Annotated in this window: 16 protein-coding genes; 3 read left to right on the top strand and 13 right to left on the bottom strand. The window is 55.7% G+C overall.

Annotation, left to right across the window (positions count from 1 at the left end; translation table 11 throughout):
- Nucleotides 1-98 precede the first annotated feature (98 nt).
- The gene (locus tag BR04_RS00295; protein WP_496353980.1) at nt 99-1,637 is read left to right on the top strand and encodes a sigma-54-dependent Fis family transcriptional regulator; all 1,539 of its coding nucleotides are present in this window, start codon (nt 99-101) and stop codon (nt 1,635-1,637) included.
- Between the two features lie 79 nt (nt 1,638-1,716).
- On the opposite strand, the gene BR04_RS00290 is transcribed toward BR04_RS00295, so the two are convergent.
- The 5 genes from BR04_RS00290 to BR04_RS00270 all read right to left on the bottom strand — a co-directional run bounded on the left by BR04_RS00290 (nt 1,717) and on the right by BR04_RS00270 (nt 8,355).
- A complete protein-coding gene (locus BR04_RS00290; protein WP_496353979.1) occupies nt 1,717-2,082 on the bottom strand; it encodes a YceK/YidQ family lipoprotein in 366 nt (121 codons plus the stop codon).
- Nucleotides 2,083-2,136: 54 nt separating this feature from the next.
- Nucleotides 2,137-2,829 carry a queuosine precursor transporter gene (locus BR04_RS00285; protein ID WP_496353978.1) on the bottom strand — a complete coding sequence of 231 codons (693 nt, stop codon included), beginning with the start codon at nt 2,827-2,829 and terminating at the stop codon, nt 2,137-2,139.
- 76 nt (nt 2,830-2,905) lie between these two features.
- Entirely contained in the window at nt 2,906-5,131 is a 2,226-nt protein-coding gene (locus tag BR04_RS00280; RefSeq protein ID WP_496353977.1) for an alpha/beta fold hydrolase, read from the bottom strand.
- 36 nt (nt 5,132-5,167) lie between these two features.
- Complete coding sequence (locus BR04_RS00275; protein ID WP_496353976.1) at nt 5,168-6,079, bottom strand: SDR family oxidoreductase; 912 nt, start codon at nt 6,077-6,079, stop codon at nt 5,168-5,170.
- An 80-nt stretch (nt 6,080-6,159) separates the two neighbouring features.
- Entirely contained in the window at nt 6,160-8,355 is a 2,196-nt protein-coding gene (locus BR04_RS00270; protein ID WP_496353975.1) for a diguanylate cyclase, read from the bottom strand.
- A gap of 195 nt (nt 8,356-8,550) precedes the next feature.
- Between BR04_RS00270 and BR04_RS00265 the strand changes: the two genes are divergently transcribed.
- On the top strand, nt 8,551-10,548 hold the full coding sequence (locus BR04_RS00265; protein ID WP_496353974.1) for a class I adenylate cyclase domain-containing protein: 1,998 nt from the start codon (nt 8,551-8,553) through the stop codon (nt 10,546-10,548).
- Nucleotides 10,549-10,642: 94 nt separating this feature from the next.
- On the opposite strand, the gene BR04_RS00260 is transcribed toward BR04_RS00265, so the two are convergent.
- The 7 genes from BR04_RS00260 to ilvD all read right to left on the bottom strand — a co-directional run bounded on the left by BR04_RS00260 (nt 10,643) and on the right by ilvD (nt 19,682).
- On the bottom strand, nt 10,643-11,530 hold the full coding sequence (locus tag BR04_RS00260) for a DMT family transporter (protein WP_496353973.1): 888 nt from the start codon (nt 11,528-11,530) through the stop codon (nt 10,643-10,645).
- Between the two features lie 109 nt (nt 11,531-11,639).
- On the bottom strand, nt 11,640-13,181 hold the full coding sequence (locus tag BR04_RS00255) for a 2-isopropylmalate synthase (protein WP_496353972.1): 1,542 nt from the start codon (nt 13,179-13,181) through the stop codon (nt 11,640-11,642).
- Between the two features lie 225 nt (nt 13,182-13,406).
- On the bottom strand, nt 13,407-15,140 hold the full coding sequence (cimA, locus tag BR04_RS00250) for a citramalate synthase (protein WP_496353971.1): 1,734 nt from the start codon (nt 15,138-15,140) through the stop codon (nt 13,407-13,409).
- 83 nt (nt 15,141-15,223) lie between these two features.
- On the bottom strand, nt 15,224-15,556 hold the full coding sequence (locus BR04_RS00245; protein ID WP_496353970.1) for a CGGC domain-containing protein: 333 nt from the start codon (nt 15,554-15,556) through the stop codon (nt 15,224-15,226).
- Between the two features lie 122 nt (nt 15,557-15,678).
- Nucleotides 15,679-16,167 (bottom strand): acetolactate synthase small subunit, encoded by a 489-nt coding sequence (ilvN, locus tag BR04_RS00240; RefSeq protein WP_496353969.1) that lies wholly within the window; start codon nt 16,165-16,167, stop codon nt 15,679-15,681.
- A 14-nt stretch (nt 16,168-16,181) separates the two neighbouring features.
- On the bottom strand, nt 16,182-17,876 hold the full coding sequence (gene ilvB, locus BR04_RS00235) for a biosynthetic-type acetolactate synthase large subunit (protein ID WP_496353968.1): 1,695 nt from the start codon (nt 17,874-17,876) through the stop codon (nt 16,182-16,184).
- A 135-nt stretch (nt 17,877-18,011) separates the two neighbouring features.
- On the bottom strand, nt 18,012-19,682 hold the full coding sequence (gene ilvD, locus BR04_RS00230) for a dihydroxy-acid dehydratase (protein ID WP_496353967.1): 1,671 nt from the start codon (nt 19,680-19,682) through the stop codon (nt 18,012-18,014).
- Between the two features lie 422 nt (nt 19,683-20,104).
- Here ilvD and BR04_RS00225 point away from each other — a divergent pair, with 422 nt between their 5' ends.
- On the top strand, nt 20,105-21,508 hold the full coding sequence (locus BR04_RS00225; RefSeq protein WP_496353966.1) for an amidophosphoribosyltransferase: 1,404 nt from the start codon (nt 20,105-20,107) through the stop codon (nt 21,506-21,508).
- Between the two features lie 156 nt (nt 21,509-21,664).
- Here the strand turns inward: BR04_RS00225 and yidD are convergent, their stop codons facing one another.
- Nucleotides 21,665-22,009: a membrane protein insertion efficiency factor YidD gene (yidD, locus tag BR04_RS00220; RefSeq protein WP_496353965.1), complete on the bottom strand. Its 345-nt coding sequence runs from the start codon at nt 22,007-22,009 to the stop codon at nt 21,665-21,667.
- Between the last annotated feature and the right edge of the window lie 9 nt (nt 22,010-22,018).

Raw genomic sequence — 22,018 nt, 5'->3', positions numbered from 1 at the left:
GCCAGAAATCCTGCCTCTCCCGGCAGCAGGCTTCTCTACAGATGCAGCACGCGGCTGGGATTTCCCCAAAAGTTTCACAACCAGAAAATGAGACGCCCATGATGGCCTTTGAACGCCTCCTTTTTGAAATCTCATCCAAATTTGTCAATATTCCCGCTTCCGAGGTGGATCAGGAGATCAACGATGCCATCCGTAAAATTGTAGAATTCCTTGGCATCGACCAGAGTGTTTTCGGAGAATTCAAAAACGACAGTCAGGAGCTGCACATCAGCCACGGGTATACGGCCCATATCTGGCCGGAAAATCCGGGACTTCTCCTGAACGCCCTTGCGCCCAACATCACCCTGCGCCTGAAACGGGGAGAGGTGGTCAATCTCTCCCGCCTTCCCGAAGATCTGCCGGAAAACTGGCTGGAAGAAAGGCAATATGCTGAAAGGGTGGGACTGAAATCCTGCGTGGGGGTGAGTCTTAAAATCGGTGGTTCGGTTCTGGGAGTCATCATATTTGAGTCCTACCGCAGATATCAGAACTGGACCGAGGCCTCCATCCAGCACATGCGCCTTCTCGCCCAGATCTTTGCCGGCGCTCTGGAGAGAAAACAGACCGATCTCAAACTCAAAAAAGCCTTTGAAAAAATCCAGGAACTTTCCGAAAGGCTTAAGGCGGAAAACAGTTATCTGAAAGAAACCATCAGCAGCGAAAACCGTTACAGCCATATCATCGGTCAGAGCAGGGCCATGGCCGAGGTTCTCGCCCGGATTGAGCAGGTGGCCACAACCGAAGCCTCCGTACTGCTCATGGGAGAAACGGGAACGGGAAAGACCCTGCTGGCCCAGCTGGTACACAGCTTAAGCCGCCGCAGCAAAAAAACCATGATCAAGGTCAACTGCGCGGCCCTGCCCGCCAATCTTCTGGAAAGTGAATTCTTCGGCCATGAAAAGGGCGCCTTTACCGGAGCTGTGGCCAAAAAACTCGGAAGATTTGAACTGGCCCACGGCTCCACCCTTTTTCTCGATGAAATCGGAGAACTGCCCCTGGATCTTCAGGCCAAGTTTCTGCGGGTTCTGGATGACGGTGAATTTGAACCCCTGGGCAGCAGCCGTTCCGTCCGTGTGGATGTGCGCATTGTGGCGGCCACCAACCGGGATCTTGGCCGTATGGTGCAGGAAGGCGGCTTTCGTTCCGACCTTTACTATCGCCTCAATGTCTATCCCGTTCTGGTGCCGCCCTTACGGGAAAGAAAGGCCGATATTCCGGAAATGGTCTGGGCCTTTGTCCGTCAGCTTTCCAAAAGCATGGGCCGGGATATCCGCCGCATCCCGGAAAGGGACATGGAAGCCATGGCAGGCTATCCCTGGCCGGGCAATATCCGGGAACTGAAAAACGTGGTGGAAAATGCCATGATCTCCAACCGGGAGGACTGTCTTCGCCTGAAACCTCCGGAACCGCCTCCTGCCTCCATGGCAGAAGATCTCAGTCACGAAGAGGCACAGCGCCAGCACATTCTTACCACTCTCCAGAAAACCGGAGGCCGCATCAAAGGGCCGGGAGGAGCTGCCGAAATCCTCATGCTCAATCCCTCCACCCTGTACTCTAAAATGAAAAAACTGGACATTCCCCTTCCAGGGAAATCCTAAAAAATAAGAAAAAGATCACATGCGGACAGGATGCAGCATCCCCATGGTACCTTTCCGTTTCAGCTTCTTATGAAATCCATCAACCGCTGGTGGCTTCTGGGTCAGACACCGGCTCCGTTTGCTTTTTTACATCCTGACAAACCTCCTGATTGTACCAGCTTCCATATCTGAACTGCCTGTAAGCCGTATATGGAACCATCAAGGTATCCATGGCAAAACTTAAGGGCAGATCCACCAGACAAAAAAATCCGGCATTCTCTGCGGGTAAACACTGAAAATCAAAAACTGTACCACTGTAAACATTCGGGATTGTTGCCCTATGAGAACAGTCTGTCATCGCAGCTTCGTAAGCGCTATGCGTCTGCGTATAAATGCTCGCACACCCGCTTATAAACAACAAAAACAGCCCCGAAACGATCCGGTTAAAAAAAACGCTGAACGGCATAGTTTCCTGCCTCCTCTTCCTGGAACCTGATCTCCGGCACCGCACAGAAAAACATCAGAACTCCCGCACCTGCCCTTTCTTCTGCATGTGCCTCGCAAGATACAGAAAAGGCGTGTCCATGGCGGCGACCAGCCACTTCAGAACATAGGTGGTCAGAAAAATTTCCAAAAGTACCTTCTCTGGAAAAACGCCCCAGAACGCCACCAGGGTAAAGATCACCGTATCCAGAAACTGGGAAACCATGGTGGAGGCATTGTTGCGCAGCCAGATCCAGCGGAAGGCGGGAAAACGTCTGCGCCAGAAGTCATAGGCCCAGACATCATGGGTCTGGGAAACAAGATAGGCCAGAAGACTGGCTCCGGCGACACGGGGCATAATGCCAAAAATGGTTTCCAGGGCCGTCTGGGAAAAATCCGAGGCATGGGGGGTAAAAAGGACGGCAAGCTGCATGAGGACTGTCATGGCAATCAGGCTGAAGAAACCGATCCAGACCCCCGTTCCCGCCGCCTTTTTCCCATAATTTTCACTCAGGATATCGGTCACAAGAAAACTTCCTGCGTACAGGATGTTTCCCAGGGTACAGACCAGACCAAAAAGCTCCACGGTTTTTAGCACCTGCACATTGGCCAGGATCACAGAAAGGGGAATCCAGGCATAAAGTCCCACACGGCCAAAAAAACGGTAGGCCAGGGCGATGCAGCCGAAATTGACAAAAAGCATGACTACCCACAGAAAAGAATTATCCATCCAGTTTTATCCTTTCAATCCCATCCAGCAGAACTATCCCCCATATCCTCTCAGCCGCTCCCCTCACCCTCAGTTCTTACCGGGCCAGGGGAAACGCTCCCGGCCCCACGGGCAGCGCCGCTTCGGCCATACGCTCCGGCCCCTTCTCCCAGAAACACAAAAAGTCCTTCATCAGGGTCTGTACCCGTTCTGCCATGACACCGGAAAACAGACTGTGGGTAGTGCCATCCATCAGATGCATTTCTTTGTGGGCCGTTTTCAGACGTGCAAAAATTTCCAGAGCCGCTTCCGGGGACACCAGAGGGTCTTCCCGGTTCTGCACGACCATACAGGGCGTCCGGATCAGGCCAAACTGAACCCGCACCTTTTCCGCCACCTCGGCCATTTCACGGAAAGCATTTTCCGGATGTTCTCCATAGCCCGTCTCCTCAGCATCCCGGCCGCAGGGCAGGCGCATTTTTTCCTTTCTTCCAACCCGGATCCGGGAAAGGATACGATCCCACAGGGCACTTCCCGGTTCATCACAAAGTCTGTATTCCTGAATCCTGGAGGGTGTTCCCAGAAGACAGAGGGCCGCAAGATTGGGGATTCGTACGGCCAGCATGGCCGCAAGAAGTCCGCCCAGGGAAATTCCCACCACAGCCACATGCCCACACAGGACGTGGAGCAGGGCATAGCCTTCCAGCACCGCATCCTCCCACTGTCCCATTTTTGTTTTTGCAAGCTCTTCCGGAGAGGTTCCATGACCGGGAAGACGCATCCCATAGACCCAGAAGCCTTCCCTGCAAAGGGATTCCCCGAAGAGTCGCATCTGTCCGGGGAATCCCAGATAGCCATGGATCAGCAGAATCCCCATCTTCCCTTCTCCGCCTTCGAGCAGAAAAGGACGTCCCGCCTCCCTGTCCATGAGAAAAGCATCGGAACCATAGCGGCTGCGGGCCTCATCAAAGGATCGGGCTCCCCTTTCCAGAAGATGGGCCACAAGCCTTCTCCGGATATGAAAATCCGTCTCCCTGGCAAGGCGGAAAAGATGGGGCCGCAGGAGGGTCAGGGGTTCAATTTCATTGGCCATCACAGCAATGGGATTGCTGACCCGGATATCATGGAAATCATAATCCGCTTTGAGTTTTGCACTGTTACGAAGAAGCTTTCCTTCTTCTGTCAGGCTGAGTGCTCCCGTATCCTGGGCATAACGGAGAAAATCCGCACACCGGCCAAAGCGGTCATCCGTAATGAGATGCACCTGACTCTGGGCCAGACTCTTGTGCAGATAGAGGCGCTGGGCATCCAGCCTCAGGGTGGCGGCAAGATAGACCCTGCGCCTGAGATCCTCCACATCGATGAGATCCCGGGGCATTTCCCGGAGTATGGTGGCAAAAAGATGGTCGGGGTTGACCGTGGTCATGGCGTAAATGGCGGCCATGTAGTCCTGCATGAGATCCAGGGCGGCCCGCCTCAGGGTGCTGAGGGAAGCAATGGGGTCATCCGGCCCGAAGGCATCCTTACGCTCAATATCCGCAGCAATGGACGGATCTCCCAGATAAGTTCCCGCTTCCAGGGGCCGACCGAAACGGATATCCACATCCACTCCGTCCAGCAGCATACTGCCTTCGGTCATCAACTCTTCACTGACCCGCTGGGGGAGGGCATCCACGAGAAAGGCAGCCAGGCGGTTGAGGGCATTTTCCCGGGCCCGCAGGGGATAATAGGTAATGTTCACCGGTACGATACGCACAGGTTTTTCCGTCACCATTTCCGGATTTTCCAGATCAAAGAGACGGCAGACTTCCAGGGCGGCCTCCCGTCCCTCTTCCGCCATCCGGTGCCGGATTCGTTGACGGTAGAATTCCGTACGCAGCGCCAGATTGGCAGCCCCCGTCCGTGGACGGCTCCTGCCTTCCCCGCTGTCCACAAGAAAGGTATTTTCTTCCACCACCTTCTTGCTTTTCACCATGCTGCCTTCGGGAAAAATCACCCAATGGGCCTGAGAGGTCAGAAGGCTTTTAAGAATCAGGCTGTCCCGATCCGGTGCTGCGGTGGAAACGGCCCCGGCTTTTTCCAGAAAACCGCCTAAGGCTCCTGTGAAAAGGGCATGGTGAGCCAGAGACCAGATGGGACGCCCCGTAATTTCTTCCAGATGATAGGGAAGAAAAAGGGTTTCAATGCGGGTAAAATGGTTCACCGTGAAAATTACCGGGCCATCGGGAATATTTTCCTCTCCGCTGATGGATGTCCTGGCATTGGAAAACCGGTAAAGACGTTTTAATGCAAAGGTTGTGGAAAGAAAGGCAAAACGATTCATATTTCCCTTGAAAAAACGACCAGAATAAAAAAAAGATCAGGAAAAAAGCCCCAGAATAAAGGCATTCATATCCGAATAGGCCTGCGCCCCCTCCATGGACAGCACCTCAGGCCACATGCCCGCAAGGGCTTCCGGCGCAAGGGGGATTTTGGGATCAAAACGGACTCCCCTCCCCGTGACCACCTGCACCCGGTTCAGACACCCCAGGCCCATGTTAAAAACACTGCCGCTTTCGACGCATTCTCTGGAGGCAAGCCAGAGCACCAGAGGCGCCACCGTATCCGGATTCATGTTTTCGAGAACCTCGGGTGGCAGCAGGTCTTCCGTCATACGGGACGCGGCAAGCGGTGCAATGGCATTGGCCTGCACCCCGTTTTTCCTTCCTTCAATGCAGACGGTCTGCATCAGCCCCACAAGGCCCATCTTGGCGGCGGCATAGTGGGTCTGCCCGAAGTTGCCATACAGTCCGGCGGCGGAGGTGGTGAAGAGAATGCGGCCATACCCCTGGTTCTTCATCACCCGGAAGGCCGGAGCCGTCACACAGAACGCACCCTTCAGATGCACATCGAGAATGGCGTTCCAGTCCTCGGGCTTCATTCTGGCAAGGCTGGTATCCCTCAAAATCCCCGCATTGTTGACCAGAACATCCAGCCTTCCGAAAGCATCCGTGGCAGCCTTCACCATGGCTTCCCCTCCGTCGGGATCGGCAACGGAATCCGTGTTGGCAATGGCCTCAGCCCCCAGAGCGCGGATTTCCGCCACAACGGTCTCTGCCGGTCCCTGGGAGTTCCCGGCACCGTCACGGGCAGCACCGATGTCATTGACCACCACCTTCGCTCCCCTTCGGGCAAAAGCCAGGGCGTAGGCGCGGCCAAGGCCGCCGCCTGCACCGGTGATGAGAACCACCTGATCGTCAAAACGGATGGGGCGCTGTGTGTCATGCTGCATACATCACTCTCCTTAATGGGCGATGGGGTTAAAGAATTTGGGGACAAAACTTTAAGAACGGGAGAAATATCCGGAAGGCGTCATGCCGTTTCCACGGTACCCGCATAAAAGGAAACCGTATCCCTGCCCTTTTCCTTGGAATGGTACATGGCCCTGTCCGCGTGGGCGGTGAGGGTGATGAGATCCTTCCCATGTACAGGATACAGAGCAATGCCGATACTGGCTGATATCTGAAGGGTATGGTTTTCAATACAGAGCGACTCTCTCAGGGCCAGACGGATTTTCTCCGCCACCCTTCCCGCGTCCTTGGATCCGTGAACGGCATGGAGCAGCACCACAAACTCATCCCCACCGATGCGGGCTGCGGTATCCGAGACACGGATGGTGGCCCGGATACGCGCCGCGACCTCCTTCAGCACCAGATCCCCGATCCCGTGGCCCAGAGTGTCATTGATGGGCTTAAAATAATCGAGATCAATAAACACAAGGGCAAAGGAGACCCGCTCCCTTTCCCCTGCGGTGATCAACTGCCTTGCCCTGTCTTCAAAAAGGGTCCGATTGGGCAACTCCGTAAGGGGATCGTGCAGGGCCATGTGGGTCATGCGTTCCTGGGCATCCTTCCAGTCCTGAATATCCACAAGGTAGCCATACCAGACCGTGCGGCCATCCCCTTCCTTCTCCGGCGAAGCCTGACCTTCACACCAGCGGTATCCCCCGGTACGGTAGCGTAACCGGAACTGACAGCGCCAGGGGTCAAGGCGTACGGCAGAAACCCGCATACTGCGGTAAACCGGCCGCATGTCCTCAGGGTGCACACAGCCCATAAGGGAGGCCGCGTCCCGGGTCAGTTCTTCCGGCGTGACGGGAAGTATCTCGCTGACCCGCCTGCTGATATAGGGAAAACAGGAGCTGCCATCACTGTTCAGGCAGAACTGGTAAATCACACCGGGAATGTTGGCGGACACCTTGTGCAGCAGGGCAAGCGCTTCTTCCCGGATATGTTCAATTTCCTTGCGCTCCGTGATGTCAAAAAAGGTGCCGATGGCCGCATTCCGGCCTTCATGGAACAGAGATACGGCACTGATCTCCACCCAGCGGGTCTGTCCCTCCCGGGTAACGACCTTCATCTCATACCGGGAAGGGACCCTGCTCCCCTCCTGTCTGGCCTTTGCCCGCTCCAGAACCATTTCCCGGTGATCCGGATGGACAAAGTGGGCCAGATCCATAGAGAGAAGCTCCTCTTCACTGTACCCCAGAATCCGGGACATGGCCGGATTCACCGTGATGAAACGTCTGCCCAGTAAAATATAGATCCCCGCAAAGGTATTGTCCGAAAGTCCCCGGAAACGGGCCTCACTCTCCCTGAGGGCCGCATTTTTACGCTCCGCGTCCGCAAGAAGCCAGCACCGCTGCCGCCTCAGGGCCAGACTGTAGGCCGCAAGCCCCAGAGAAACCAGGAGAAAAAAGCCCCCCCCCAGTACAGGCCAGAGCCAGAAGGGCAGCACCTCCACCTTCTCACTGCGCGTCCATCGCTGGCTCAGACGACGGACTTCCTCTTCGCCCAGGGTCGCAAGACTGATGTCAATGGCTTCCTGCAAGGCCTCATTCCCCCGTGGAAATCCGGCACTGAGATGGCGGGAATAGAGCATTTTCAAGGGATGAAAGGCTCCGGGTGGAGCATATCGGTCCAGAAGGTACAGCCCTACGGGATAATCTGCCACAAAGGCGGTAAGCCTGCCCGACACAGCCGCCTGGATCATCTGATCGTTGCTGGCAAAGGAAACCAGAGGCGTTTCCGGATGCTGATGCTGCATGAATTCCATCTCATAGCTTCCCGCAATCACCCCCACGCCACGGCCATGGATCTCTGAAAGCGTCAGGGGCATATTGGCTGAAGCCACAAAAAGAAATGCCTGCACAGGAAGGATTTCTGCAGAAAAATCAAAAAATTCAGACCGCTCCGGTGAGGCAATCAGGCCTCCGTGGACATGGGCACGCCCCTCCCGCACAGCCCGGATGCTGTCCTCCCAGTCCGTAAGATAAAAGCGAACCTCCCGGCCCATCTGCTTCCCCAGAACCTGCCACAGCTCCACCAGCAAGCCCTGGGGCTCTCCCTGCTCATTCAGAAAGGCAAAGGGAGGCCAGGCATGATCCTGGGCAATGATGAGGACTTCCTCTCCATTCCCAGAAACCTCTGCAGACTGTCCCATAACGGAAACCAGACAGAACAGTGTCAGCAGGGCTGCAATTTTCCGAACCTGGAAGATACCGGGCATACACTTTCCGTAGTATGTAAAGCGGAGAATGAAAAACAGATATGCACAGACAGATTTTGTGTATAAAATCTTAAAAACAAGCCGAAATCCTGTCAACAGGTTTCAAGGATACGCTGATGGCCTGTGCCATGTAAAGGAGTTTGCAGTGCAGCTTCCCTGGAAAATACGGAAGCGGATAAGGGGAAGGAAAAGGGCATGAAAACCATAGCGGCTCTGATCGAACAGAATAAAAAGAATTTTATTTTTTATAACATCACGCGCCTGCGGGAGATGCTCCGTTACATGGCCCCGCAGAAACTCATCCTTTTCAAAGAAATTCCCTTTCTCATCCATATCAATGACCCCGGTTTTCCCGGATACATCCCAACCCTGCACCAGCATCCCGGTCTCTGGCATTTTGAAACATCGGGGCTGGCCCGGGATCTCTGTGACAGCAATATCCGCATCAAAAAACTGCTGGCAAGCCCCCATCCGGCCCCTGCTGTGGAAGGCCTTTACCATATCGGCAGCCTGGGAACCTTCACCCAGTCGGAAAAATCAGATTTCGATTTCTGGGTACTCATTGATCCCACAAGACTTCAGGGAGATCAGATAAAAGCCTTCCGGGAAAAACTGCATCAGATCAGCCTGTATGCCAGAAACAATTTTTCCCAGGAAGTCACCTTCTTTGTACACAGTGCCGCACGGCTTCAGAACAACCTGATCGACGAAACCAATCATCCTGGCGAAAATGTTCCGGCCCTCCTCCTGAAGGAGGAATTCTACCGTACCTTTCTCATGATTGCCGGTAAAATTCCCCTCTGGGCCATAGAAGACAGCTCCCTGAATCCGGATCAGAAAACCGCTCTGGCCCAGCAGGCCCTGGCCCAGGAAGGGTTCGTCGATCTCGGCTCCCTGGAAACCCTCCCCCAGGAAGAAATTCAGCGGGGTCTGCTCTGGCAGATCTGCAAGAGTCCTGAAGATCCGGTCAAGGCCCTGATCAAGGCCAGTATCACCGCAAGCTACCTCGAAAAAGGACTTCCGGGGAAGAACCCCCTCCCCCTGTGCAACCAGCTCAGGGAAAATTTCAAATCCTCCCGCATTGATGACTATGGAACCGATCCCTATGTACTTGCCTTTGAAAGGGCCCTTGATTTCCATGCCCGCAGATCCGATTCCCTGGGCCTTGCGGAAATCAAATCTGCCATTTTTTTCAGGCTCTGCGGCTTTCCCCAGGTCAGCCTTCCGGAAACCGGCTCCCCCAAACGAACCCTCCTCAATCATTATGTGAGAAAATGGCGTCTGGATACAACGCAGCTTCACAAACTCATCGCCTATCCCCAATGGAGCGAAAATGAAAAAAGGCTCTTTGATCAGGCCCTGCTGAAAAGGCTGGGGATTCTCTATCAGGGCCTCTTAGGAAGGACATGCCAGGGTCAAAAAAATTTTCCTGAGGATGAAACGGAAGAATGGGGAAACCGCATCCTGAAAAACAAAGCCAGAAGCATTCTTCTGGCGGGGAGCGAAGGCCGTATTCCGCCTTCTTCCCTTTTTCTCCGCCGTCGTCCCCACGCGCATCTGATGCTGGCGTACAAGGCAGGAAATACCCCTCCTCAGGACAGCGGCAAATGGTTTCTTTTCTCCGGAGGAGATGGACAAAAAAACCTGCTCTTTTCAAGTCCCCATGTACTACAGGTTCTGGGCTGGTGCATGGCCAACGCCATCTACACCCCCCGCAGCAGCCAGATGAGCCTTCATGCGGATACCCGTCTGTTCGACGCCCTGGGCAACAGGGCTTCCTTTGAAACCCTCTACCTTGCCCTGCAAGCCTGGATGCCCCTTTCGGATGAGGTCTTCATTTCAGCTCCTTCATGGGAAAGAATTCTGGTACTGCTTTCCACGGATCCCACAGATACAGAAAAAACATCCCTGCTGTCCGCCCAGTTTCTGGCCAGAAACTCCTGGGGAGAAATTTTTTTTGAAAACCTGTCCCTCTCCCACCTGCCGACACTTCAGAATCAATGCTGCCATATCGCCGAAAAAATCCGCTCTTTTCACGATGAGCCTCCCGTTTACACCCTTTTTCAGATGGCCCGAACCCCCATTCCCCTGCTGATACAAAACATTAAAACCCTGGTTGAGGATGCCCGTTTTCTGAAAGAAGGCATGCGGGAACCCGAACTCCGGAAAAAAATCCGCATCGATCTCTTGTGATTGCAGCATGCTCTGCCGGATCGGACGCTACCCGGCCTGCCCGGACAGTCCTGCCATTCTTCATCCACGGATGGGGAAAAGACTCAGTGCAGCATCAGCCCCTGCTCCTGCCCGCAACAACCCCGCCCGTAACGATAAGCACCCCGCCAAGAAGGGTCATGGGATGCAGCACCTCCCCCCACAAAACCGTTCCCAGAATGCTGGCAAAGAACACCGTGGTGTAGGTAAATGGCCCGATACGGGCTGAAGGGGCCATTCCATACCCATAGGTCAGACAGATCTGGGCCAGAACCCCGACCCCCCCCAGCCCCAGAAAAAGAACAGCCTGTGCCAGAGAAGGGGTCTGCCATGCAACAACGGCTCCGGGAGCGGAAAAAAGGGCCGCGAGGATGGAAAACCAGGCCACCACCCGGAAGGGCGGTTCCGTCGCTCCCATTTTTCTCACCGTAGCCATGGCGATGGCCGCAAACCCTGCGGACACAAGGGCGATCAGTGCCGCAGGATGGATTTCATGGAAACCGGGCCTCAGAATCAGAAGGATACCGAAAAATCCCAGAATCCCACCCGCCACATGCAGCCCGCCCAAAGGCTCCTTCAGCCAGATCCGGGCCACAACGGGGGTTAAAAGGGGGCTGGTGTAAGAAAGAAGTACCGCCTCCCCAAGGGGAAGCACCCGCAGGGCAAAAAAATAGGCATACATGGCGGAAAGACCGCTGGCACAACGCAGAAAATGCAGAAAAAAATGTCTGCTCTTCAGTCCCCTTCGCACACCGGATCCCCAGAACAGCTGGGGAAAAACAAAAAAACAGGCGGCAAAATTCCGCAGAAACACCACCATGGCGTTGGGCAGTTCCGCAGACGCGGCCTTGACCATGGCACCCATCACAGCAAGAAAAAATCCCGCAAGGGTCAGGAAAAGGGCACCGGCCACCACCGTCCCCGCAGGAGAACGAAAAAAAGCCCGAATCTCGTCTGTCTTCATCTGTATCCCGCCCAAACCTGAAAGCCGAGATCCCCAAGAGGGATCATCGGCTTTTCATGGCATCCTTACATCAGGGGCATCCGCCCCCTGTTTCCTGACCAAAACGACATCAGATGGTTTCGGTTCTGCGCTCCGGAGTCTGCTGCATGGGAACAAGACGGTTCAGACCATTGATGAAGGCTCTCGCACTGGCCGTCACAATATCCAGATCCGCCCCCCTTCCCAAAGCCACGGCTTCGCCGTCCTTAATGCGTACCGTTACCTCACCCTGGGCATCCGTGCCGCCGGTAATGGCGGAAACGGTAAAGCGCAGAAGTTCAGGGCACATGCCCGTCAGCTGCATGATGGCGTTGAACACCGCATCAATGGGGCCGTTGCCGCTGGTGAAGATGGGGCCGATCAGCTCCCCGTGTCTGCGGATGGTCACTCCGGCCATGGGATGGAAGGTGTTGCCGCAGGAAATCTGGATATCTCCGATCTCAAAGACATCATTGGCCCGCAGCACCCTTTCCGTAACCAGGGCTTCCAGATCCTCGTCCTGAATGTTCTTTTTCTTGTCCGCCAGCTCCTTGAACTGGGTAAAGATCACGTTGATCTCATCGGGCTCCAGACTGTAGCCCATGGCTTCCAGGCGGGCGCGGATGGCGGCCCTTCCCGAGTGCTTGCCGAGAACCAGGTTGTTCTTGGAAAGGCCAACGGTTTCAGGCTGCATGATCTCATAGGTCATGGGGTTTTTCAGAACCCCGTCCTGGTGAATACCGGACTCGTGGGCAAAGGCATTGGCCCCCACAATGGCCTTGTTGGGCTGAACAATCATGCCCGTGATCTCCCGCACCGTGCGGCTGACGGGGTAGATCTTGGTGGTGTCAATGCCCGTTTCCAGATCAAAGACATTCTTTCGGGTATTGAGGGCCATAACCACTTCTTCAAGGGCCGTGTTGCCCGCCCGCTCTCCGATGCCATTGATGGTCACCTCCGCCTGACGGGCTCCCGCCATGAGGGCGGCCAGGGTGTTGGCCGTGGCAAGGCCGAGATCGTTGTGGCAGTGTACGGACAGCACCACATTTTCAATGCCCGGCGTGTTGGCCAGCACATAGCGGATCAGGGCCGCGTATTCCTCGGGCACCGCATAGCCCACCGTGTCCGGCAGGTTCAGGGTGGTGGCTCCGGCCTCAATCACGGCGGCAAAAACCCGGCAGAGAAAATCCTTATCCGACCGGGAGCCGTCTTCTGCGGAAAACTCCACATTGTCCGTAAAGCTCTTGGCATAGCGCACCGCTTCGGCGGCCTTGGCCACCACGGTATCCGGATCCATCTGAAGCTTGTACTTCATGTGCAGGTCGGAGGTGGCGAGAAAGGTGTGGATACGGGGGTGTTTCGCCTCTTTGATGGCATTCCAGGCCCTGTCAATATCTCCCTTGGAGGCCCGGCACAGGGCCGCCACCTGCACCCGCTCCACGGAAGCGGCAATACGGCGCACGGCATCAAAATCGCCCTCACTGGCTGCGGGGAAGCCCGCCTCAATCACATCCACGCCCAGCTCTTCCAGACGCTTGGCAATGCGGATTTTTTCCTGGGTATTCATACTGGCTCCGGGTGACTGCTCCCCATCGCGCAGGGTGGTATCAAAAATGATGACACGCTTGTTCATCGGAATATCCTTTCCAGACCGATCCGTTTCAGACCGTGACAAGAGACCTTCAAATAAAATCCTCAAATTTCAGAATCCGCAGGGGGAAATTTCCCGATCCGGCAAGCATGGGCCGCAGGACAAGGAAGGGCTGCTGTCCTGCGGCGTGTACGCTCCATGGGTTCAAGGTTCGCTATCCTTTCAAAAAAAATTTTTGAAACTGCGACAGGCTCCGTCGGCAGGGCCTTACTCCGCAGAACCCAGCTTGCAGTGAAAACTGTCCGCCAGAGCCTGCCAGCTGGCTTCGATGATGTCTTCGGAAACGCCGATGGTGCTCCAGATGGTGGCAGGATCCCTCGATTCAATGAGAACCCGTACCTTGGAGGCCGTGCCCCCTTCCCCGTCCAGCACCCGGACCTTGTAATCCACCAGCTGCATATGGGCCATATCCCTCGGGTAGAAGCATTCCAGGGCCTTGCGCAGGGCATTGTCCAGGGCGGACACCGGGCCGTCTCCGGAAGCCGCGCTCATCTCCTCCCCATAGGGCGTGTCGATGTGCACCAGGGCATGGGAACGGCAGGGCCGGTCCTTGTCCTTTTCCACGGTGACCCGGAAATTTTTCAGCTGGAAACGGGGCTTGAAACGTCCGGCCATGCGCTCCACCAGAAGCCGGAAGGAACCTTCCGCAGCCTCGAACTGGTACCCCTCCTGCTCCAGACGCTTGATCTCGGAAACCACTTCCTTTGAGTCCACACCCCCCATGTCAATGCCCATTTCCTGGGCCTTGTAGGTGACATTGCTCTTGCCGGAGTAATCGCTCATGATGACCCGACGTTCGTTCCCCACCAGCTCGGGCAGCATGTGTTCATAGCCTCTCGGCTCCTTGAGCACGGCGGACACATGGGCCCCGCCCTTGTGGGCAAAGGCGCTTTTTCCCACAAAGGGGCGGCTGTTCAGGGGCGGCACATTGGCCGTCTCACTGACAAAGCGGGAAAGGCTTTTGAGCTGGGCCATGCGCTCCGCTGTGAGGCAGGGAAGGTTCATCTTGAACTGAAGAACGGGCATGATGGAGGTCATGTCCGCGTTGCCGCAGCGCTCGCCATACCCGTTGATGGTTCCCTGCACCATGACCGCACCACAGCGCACCGCTGTGATGGAATTGGCCACCGCCATACCGGCATCGTTGTGGGCATGGATACCGAGACGCAGCGGACGGGATTCTTCCGGAAAACGCTCCTTCAGCCAGGCCTGCATATCCTTGAAAATCGCCTCGATTTCATGGGGCAGGGTGCCGCCGTTGGTATCACAGGGCACCAGCACCGACGCCCCTCCTTCCCAGGCCGCCGCCAGGGTTTTCAGGGCGTAGTCCCGGTTGTCCTTGTAGCCGTCAAAGAAATGCTCGGCATCATAGATCACTTCTTTTCCCAGGGAGACAAACCAGGCCACGGATTCCCGGATCATGCGCAGGTTTTCCTCCAGGGTGTTCTGCATGATGCGGATCACATGGAGATCCCAGGTTTTTCCGAAAAGGGTGATGACCGGCGCCCCGCTTTCCGCCAGGGCCTGAAGGATGGGGTCGTCTTCGGGCTTCAGCCCCGGTTTGCAGGTGGAGCCGAAGGCGGCAAGCTTGGCGTTTTTGAAGCTTACGGATCGGGCCGCCTCGAAAAAGGCCGTATCCTTGGGATTGGCTCCGGGCCAGCCCCCCTCAATATAATGAAAGCCCATCTCATCCAGTCGCCGGGCGATCTTCATTTTATCGTCAGCGGAAAAATTGATGTGCTCACCCTGGGCACCATCACGCAGGGTGGTATCGTACAAGAGCATGGATGTCATGGAAAACCGCCTTTTATCGTCAAAGCCCCCGGTAAAGAATCTGGGGGAAAAATAGTCTTTCCATGGGAAAACTTCCACGGGAAGTTTTTCCCTGCCGCCTGAAAAAAACGGTATCCCTCTGTGACTCCGGACACCTGGATTTTCCATGGAAAACTCCACGGAAAATCCGGGAATCTGGAAAAAATAGAGAGACGAAAAAAACAGCCTGGATACAGAAAAAACGTTCCTGCTCAGTGGGAATAGTCCAGAATCTCTATATCCGGGCCAAGCTTCTCTCTGACAGCCGCTTTCATGGTTTCAAAATGGGGACAGGGAAAGGCGATGGGATTCCCCTTTGAAATACAGGAAGCAAATACGATCACTTCCGCCCCCCTGTCCACCATGACTTTGGCCCGGCTGACAGCCCGTTTACCCGGACAGCCACCGCAGGTGACGAAACCGATCAGATCCACAGGCCCCGTTGCTTCAAACCCCAGCTTTCCTTCCCTGGCCACCTTAAAGTCCGTTGTACCGGGACAGATATCTTCCGTCTGCTGACAACGGATAATCCCCGCTTTTTTCATAATCTGCCTCCTGCATCAAAAAAACCGACCTTTTTTTGGGGGGCAGGGATGCAGGGCACCCGTTTCCGGCGCCCTGCATCAAGATGTCCCTGCCTGTCAATCCACATCAGGAGAATGCCAGTTTAATGCAGCTCCCTCAACAGAGCGATGCTTCCCGTGCGGGCAATTTCCTTGATCCCCATGGGTTCAAGCAGATTCAGAAGGGCCGTGAGCTTGTCCTCATCCGCAGCCACTTCCAGGGTATAATGTTCCGGCCCGGAATCCACAATCTTGCAGCGGAAAATATCCACAATGCGCAGAATTTCCGCCCGGCTTTCCGCCTTGGCCGTGACCTTGATCAGGGCCAGCTCCCGCAATACGTGGCGCTGATCCGTAAAATCCAGCACCTTGATCACATTGATGAGCTTGTTAAGCTGCTTTTTGATCTGCTCCACAATGGGCTTGTCTCCCCGCGTGATCATGGTGATGCGGGAAATGGCCGGATCCATGGTTTCCGCCACGGAAAGGGATTCGATATTATAGCCCCTGCCGGAAAACAGGCCCGTAATGCGGGAGAGCACACCGGGTTCGTTGTCCACCAGAATGGAAAGAATGCTTTTGTCTCCGTTCATTTCGCTCCTCCGTATCAGACCAGCAGCATGTTGGTGATGGGCGCGCCCGCAGGCACCATGGGATACACGCATTCCTCCCGGCAGACCACAAACTCCATAATGACCGGGCCCGGGGTTTCAATGCCCTTTTTCAGCACAGCCTCCACCTCTTCGGGTTTTGCGGTTCTGAAACCCTTCGCTCCATAGGCTTCGGCCAGCTTCACAAAATCCGGCGCATGGGTCATGTCCGTCTGGGAGTAATTTTTCTTGTAGAAAAGCTCCTGCCACTGACGCACCATACCGAGATACTGGTTGTTCAGGATCACGATCTTCACGGGAAGTCCGTTCTGGACTGCGGTTGCCATTTCCTGGATGTTCATCTGGATGGAACCGTCGCCGGCCACATCCACCACAAGCTTGTCCGGAAAAGCCATCTGTGCACCAATCGCCGCAGGAAAACCGTAGCCCATGGTGCCAAGGCCACCTGAGGTCAGCCACTGGTTGGGCTTGTCAAAGGGATAATACTGGGCCGCCCACATCTGATTCTGGCCCACCTCCGTGCTGATGATGGCATCTCCTTTGGTCAGTTCAAAGAGCTTTTCCACCACATACTGGGGTTTGATGGTATCGCATCCTTCCTGATTGTAACGCAGGGGATTGTTATCCTTCCACTTCTGAATCTGCCCCAGCCATTCGGAGCGTTCCGGCCCGACCTGTGCAGGATCCTCGGCGTCCAGAAGCTCATTCAGGGCTTCCAGAGTCAGACGGCAGTCGCCCACAACGGGCACGTCAACGGTCACGTTCTTGTGGATGGACGTGGGGTCGATGTCCACATGGACAATGGTGGCCTTGGTGGCAAACTCGTCGGTCTTGCCTGTGACGCGGTCGTCAAAACGCACCCCGATGGCCAGCATCAGGTCACAGTTGGAAATGGCCATGTTGGCCCGGTAGGTGCCGTGCATGCCCAGCATACCCAGCCAGAGTTTCTCGTCCGTTCCGGGATAGCTGCCAAGGCCCATGAGGGAACCTGTCACCGGAATATTGGTACGTTTGGCAAGACGGGTCAGGGCATCGGAACCTTTGGAAAGCACGACGCCACCGCCAGTGAAGATAATGGGCCGTTTGGCTTCCTTAATGAGACTCACCACCTTGCTCAACTGCTTGTTGTTGGGCTGGTAGGTGGGATTGTAGGACTCCATCTGGATATCCTTGATGGCCTTGTACGCCGTACGGCTGTTGGTCACGTCCTTGGGGATGTCGATGAGAACGGGACCGGGACGGCCGGAACGGGCAATGTAAAAGGCTTCCTTGATGATGCGTTCCAGCTTGGTGATGTCCTTCACCAGGTAGTTATGCTTGGTGCAGGGCCTTGTGATGCCCACAATGTCCACTTCCTGGAAGGCGTCGTTCCCGATGAGTTTGGTGGGCACCTGGCCCGTGATCACCACCATGGGGATGGAATCCATATACGCTGTGGCAATGCCCGTTACCGTGTTGGTGGCACCGGGACCGGAGGTCACCACACAAACCCCCACCTTGCCCGAAGCCCGTGCATACCCATCTGCGGCATGTACCGCACCCTGTTCATGACGAACGAGGATATGCCGGATATCGTACTGTACCAGTGCATCATAAAAATCGATGACAGCGCCGCCAGGATAGCCGAAAACCGTATCCACGCCCTCGTCCTTGAGCGACTGCCAGAGAATCTGTGCGCCTGTCAATTCCATGGAATCTTCCTTGTTTTGTGGGTCAAAAAGCCTTTTCATGAATTCTTGGGATAACCAACCATCCTCCCGGTTTCCTTCTGCAAAATAAGGAGGATGGGTCTGTCCAGAACACACCTTCACGCGGAGCTGCCGTCATCAGCCTTCCAGCACAGCCCCCCGGCTGGCAGAAGTGACCCGCTGGCTGTAGCGGGCCATGTAGCCCTTCGTGATCTTGGGTGCAGGTGGCGTCCAGAGGGTTTTACGCTTTTCCAGAACCGCCGCATCCACCTTGAGGGTAATGCTTTTTTCAGGAATGTTGATGGCAATGAGATCCCCCTCTTCCACAAAGGCGATGGGCCCGCCGCTGCTGGCCTCGGGCGATACATGACCGATGGCAGCCCCGCGTGTCCCGCCGGAAAAACGGCCATCTGTAATCAGGGCCACGTCCGCATCCAGCCCCATGCCTGCAATGGTGGACGTGGGGGTCAGCATCTCCCGCATCCCCGGCCCGCCCTTGGGTCCCTCATAGCGAATGACCACCACATCCCCTTTGCGGATCTCCCCGGCCATGATGGCAGCGGAGGCCGTTTCCTCGGAATTGAAAACCCGCGCCGGGCCTTCATGCACCATCATTTCTTCTCTCACGGCAGACTGTTTCACCACACAGCCTTCCGGAGCGAGGTTGCCGAAGAGAACCGCAAGACCACCCTGGACATGATAGGGCCGGTCCAGAGGCCGGATGACCTCCGCATCCCGCACACGGGCCTGGGCAATGTTTTCAGCAACGGTTTTTCCCGTCACCGTCATGCAGTCTCCATGGATGCGGCCTGCGTCCAGAAGCACCTTCATCACCGCAGAGATCCCGCCTGCCCGGTCCAGATCCTCAATGTGATCCTTGCCACCGGGGCTTAAAGAACAGAGGTGGGGGGTTTTGGCACTCACCTCGTTGATGGTGTTGAGATCCATGGTCACACCGGCCTCACCCGCAATGGCGGGAAGATGCAGCACGGTGTTGGTGGAACATCCCAGGGCCATATCCACGGCCAGGGCATTCTCAAAGGCCTTGGCCGTCATGATGCTCCGGGGCGTGATGCCCGCTTCGAGAAGGGCCATCACCTTCATGCCCGCATATTTGGCCATGCGCTGACGTTCCGCCATGACAGCAGGCACCGTCCCGTTACCGGGAAGTCCCATGCCGATAACCTCCGTGAGGCAGTTCATGGAGTTGGCCGTGAACATGCCGGAACAGGAACCGCAGGTGGGGCAGGCCGCATCCTCGATCAGCCCCAGCTCCCGTTCATCCATGATCCCTCGTTTCACCGCACCCACCGCCTCGAACACGGAGATGAGATCCACCTTCTGGCCCGGCTTTTCCGGGTGTTTGCCCGCCAGCATGGGCCCACCGCTGATGAAGACCGTGGGAATGTCCAGCCGGGCTGCGGCCATGAGCATACCGGGGACAATCTTGTCACAGTTGGGCACCATGACGATACCGTCAAAGGCATGGGCCGTGGCCATGACCTCAATGGTGTCCGCGATCAGCTCCCGGCTGCCCAGGGAGTAGTGCATACCCGTATGGTTCATGGCAATACCGTCACATACACCGATAACCCCGAAGGTTACGGGAAGACCACCCGCCATGTAGATTCCGGCCTTTACCGCCTCAACGATTTTGTCCAGATGGACGTGCCCCGGAATGATGTCATTGGCGGCATTGGCAATCCCAATGATGGGCCGCCGGATTTCCTCATCCGTATAGCCCATGGCCTTGAAAAGGGATCTGTGGGGGGCTCTTTCGATACCTTCTTTCACCTGACGGCTGCGCATACTCACTCCTTTTGTGCATGCAAAAAAACAAAAAAACCGTTACCAGCTCCAAGGCTGATAACGGTTCTGCTTCTTCCGCTTGGCATCTATACTGCCATTACCAACCCTGGCTCTCACGCGGTGGCGCCACCACCACGAGAACAATAAGCACAAGAATAAGGTTGATAAGTACAAAACTATGCATTGGGTAAAGTTCCTTAGCTCTGTTTTTACCCAAACCCTTTAACAGCGCAGCCCCCTTCCTGTCAACACCCTTTTTCATGGAAAATCCGGGGGCTTCATGCTTTTTTCCTGTACTTGTGGCCCAAGGAATTCTATAACGCCCCCGTTTGCACCCAAATCAGCGCAGAAAAAAGCCGTTTCGGTCAGAGGCATGGTTTTTTCTTTATCTTCAGTTCATAAACAGTAAGGAAGGGAGCATCATGGGAGGTGTGTTCGGCGTAGCACGGAAAACGGATTGTGTGGGAGATCTTTTCTACGGTACAGATTACCTCTCTCACCTCGGTACCCGGCGGGGCGGCATGGCGGTGGCGGGACCTTCGGGATTTACCCGCAAAATCCACAACCTGGAATCCAGCTATTTCCGCACCCTGTTTGAGCCGGATCTGGGACTCTTTTCCGGCAACCTGGGAATCGGTGTCATCAGTGACACGGACGCCCAGCCCATGATCTTTTCCTCCCATCTCGGTCGTTTTGCCCTGGTGACGGTGGGCAAACTTGCCAACATCGAAGCCCTCACCCAAACCGCCCACCAGAGCCGCTACGCCTTCAGTGAATCCTCAGCGGGCAAAGTCAACCCCACGGAAGTGGTGGCCATGCTCATCAACAGCGAGGATTCCTTTGAAGCAGGTATCCGGGCCGCCCAGGAAAAAATCAAAGGTTCCTGCACCTTTATCCTGCTGACTGAAAAAGGACTTTACGGCTGCCGGGATCGTTTGGGCCGGACTCCCCTCATTCTGGGCAAAAAGGACGGGGGATTTGTCCTGTCCTCCGAATCCAGCGCATTTATCAACCTCGGCTATGAAACCGTAAAAGATCTCGGCCCCGGAGAAACGGTCTTTGTCACCCCCTCAGGCTGGGAAACCCGCATCGCCCCCAGGGAAGCCATGCAGATCTGTTCCTTCCTCTGGGTCTATTACGGCTATCCCTCTTCCAGCTATGAGGGCATCAATGTGGAGACCTGCCGTTACAACTGCGGTGCGGCCATGGCCGCCAGGGATACCGTGGAAGCAGATTTTGCCGCAGGGATTCCGGATTCGGGTATCGGTCATGCCGTGGGCTACGCCAATGCCAGACCCATTCCCTACCAGCGCCCCATTGTGAAGTACACTCCCACCTGGCCCAGAAGTTTCATGCCCCAGAATCAGAAAACACGGGATCTTGTGGCCCGCATGAAACTGATTCCCAACCGCAGCCTCATTGAAGGAAAAGCCATGGTGCTGCTGGACGATTCCATTGTCCGGGGTACCCAGCTTTCAGACAACACCCGTATCCTTTACACCTATGGTGCCAGGGCCGTGCATATGCGGGTGGCCTGCCCTGCCTTGATCTATCCCTGTGAATTTTTAAATTTTTCCACATCCCGTTCCTCTCTGGAACTCATTGGACGCAAGGCCATTCTGGCTCTGGAAGGGGATGAGGCCCTGCACCTTGACCGCTATGCCGATGCCAGTGATCCGAAAAATGCCGCCATGGTGGCCTGGATTCAGGAAAAGCTCAATCTCTCCTCCCTGAAATTTCAGACCCTGGAGGATCTTGTCGCCGCCATCGGGCTGCCCAAGGAAAAGCTCTGCACCCACTGCTGGGACGGGAGCAGCAGATTTTAATTTCCAGACAGAGCCTGTCCGGAAACACTTTCAGGACAGGCTCCGGATGACCAGACGGTACCGCTTTGAGACCTGCTCCCGTTACAGGTGCGACGGTTTTTTCATTAAAATTTCTTAGATCTGCCCCCCCCCGCAAAGCGGAGAAAAAAGGGCTTTTCAGTCTCTGGAAACAGGATCCCAGACTTTGGGACCTTCGGGTGTAGCGATCCAGCGGATATTGGGATGCTCGAGATCCCGGCCACAGCGCATCAGGCGGTCGAAAACGGAAAACCAGGCCTCGAAAAAAGGCTGACGTTCCATGGCCTGAGCCGCATAGCCGGAGCAGGAAGGATACATGCCACAAACGCCACTGCGTACGGCATGAAGGTGATCCAGAGGCCCCTGATAAAGAGCCAGAAGGGGATTGGGGCTTGAAACGGGATGGGGATCCTCCGGTCTGGAAAGGGCGCAGCCCGTCAGAAAAAGAAGACAGACAAGCCCCAGGCTCCCCGCTCCTGCCATGCCCCCCCT

This window comes from Desulfobotulus sapovorans DSM 2055 (assembly GCF_059569355.1).
The sequence above is the reverse complement of the archived record's forward strand: the minus strand, read 5'-3'. Positions and strand labels throughout refer to the sequence as shown.

Coding starts and splice junctions, on each gene's coding strand:
- BR04_RS00245 (WP_496353970.1), bottom strand. CDS start 15,556: ATGAAAAAAGCGGGGATTATCCGTTGTCAGCAGACGGAAGATATCTGT.
- BR04_RS00275 (WP_496353976.1), bottom strand. CDS start 6,079: ATGCAGCATGACACACAGCGCCCCATCCGTTTTGACGATCAGGTGGTT.
- BR04_RS00290 (WP_496353979.1), bottom strand. CDS start 2,082: ATGCCGTTCAGCGTTTTTTTTAACCGGATCGTTTCGGGGCTGTTTTTG.
- ilvD (WP_496353967.1), bottom strand. CDS start 19,682: ATGCGCAGCCGTCAGGTGAAAGAAGGTATCGAAAGAGCCCCCCACAGA.
- BR04_RS00295 (WP_496353980.1), top strand. CDS start 99: ATGATGGCCTTTGAACGCCTCCTTTTTGAAATCTCATCCAAATTTGTC.
- ilvN (WP_496353969.1), bottom strand. CDS start 16,167: ATGAACGGAGACAAAAGCATTCTTTCCATTCTGGTGGACAACGAACCC.
- BR04_RS00265 (WP_496353974.1), top strand. CDS start 8,551: ATGAAAACCATAGCGGCTCTGATCGAACAGAATAAAAAGAATTTTATT.
- BR04_RS00225 (WP_496353966.1), top strand. CDS start 20,105: ATGGGAGGTGTGTTCGGCGTAGCACGGAAAACGGATTGTGTGGGAGAT.
- BR04_RS00280 (WP_496353977.1), bottom strand. CDS start 5,131: ATGAATCGTTTTGCCTTTCTTTCCACAACCTTTGCATTAAAACGTCTT.
- BR04_RS00255 (WP_496353972.1), bottom strand. CDS start 13,181: ATGAACAAGCGTGTCATCATTTTTGATACCACCCTGCGCGATGGGGAG.
- ilvB (WP_496353968.1), bottom strand. CDS start 17,876: ATGGAATTGACAGGCGCACAGATTCTCTGGCAGTCGCTCAAGGACGAG.
- BR04_RS00260 (WP_496353973.1), bottom strand. CDS start 11,530: ATGAAGACAGACGAGATTCGGGCTTTTTTTCGTTCTCCTGCGGGGACG.
- BR04_RS00285 (WP_496353978.1), bottom strand. CDS start 2,829: ATGGATAATTCTTTTCTGTGGGTAGTCATGCTTTTTGTCAATTTCGGC.
- yidD (WP_496353965.1), bottom strand. CDS start 22,009: ATGGCAGGAGCGGGGAGCCTGGGGCTTGTCTGTCTTCTTTTTCTGACG.
- cimA (WP_496353971.1), bottom strand. CDS start 15,140: ATGGAAAATCCAGGTGTCCGGAGTCACAGAGGGATACCGTTTTTTTCA.
- BR04_RS00270 (WP_496353975.1), bottom strand. CDS start 8,355: ATGCCCGGTATCTTCCAGGTTCGGAAAATTGCAGCCCTGCTGACACTG.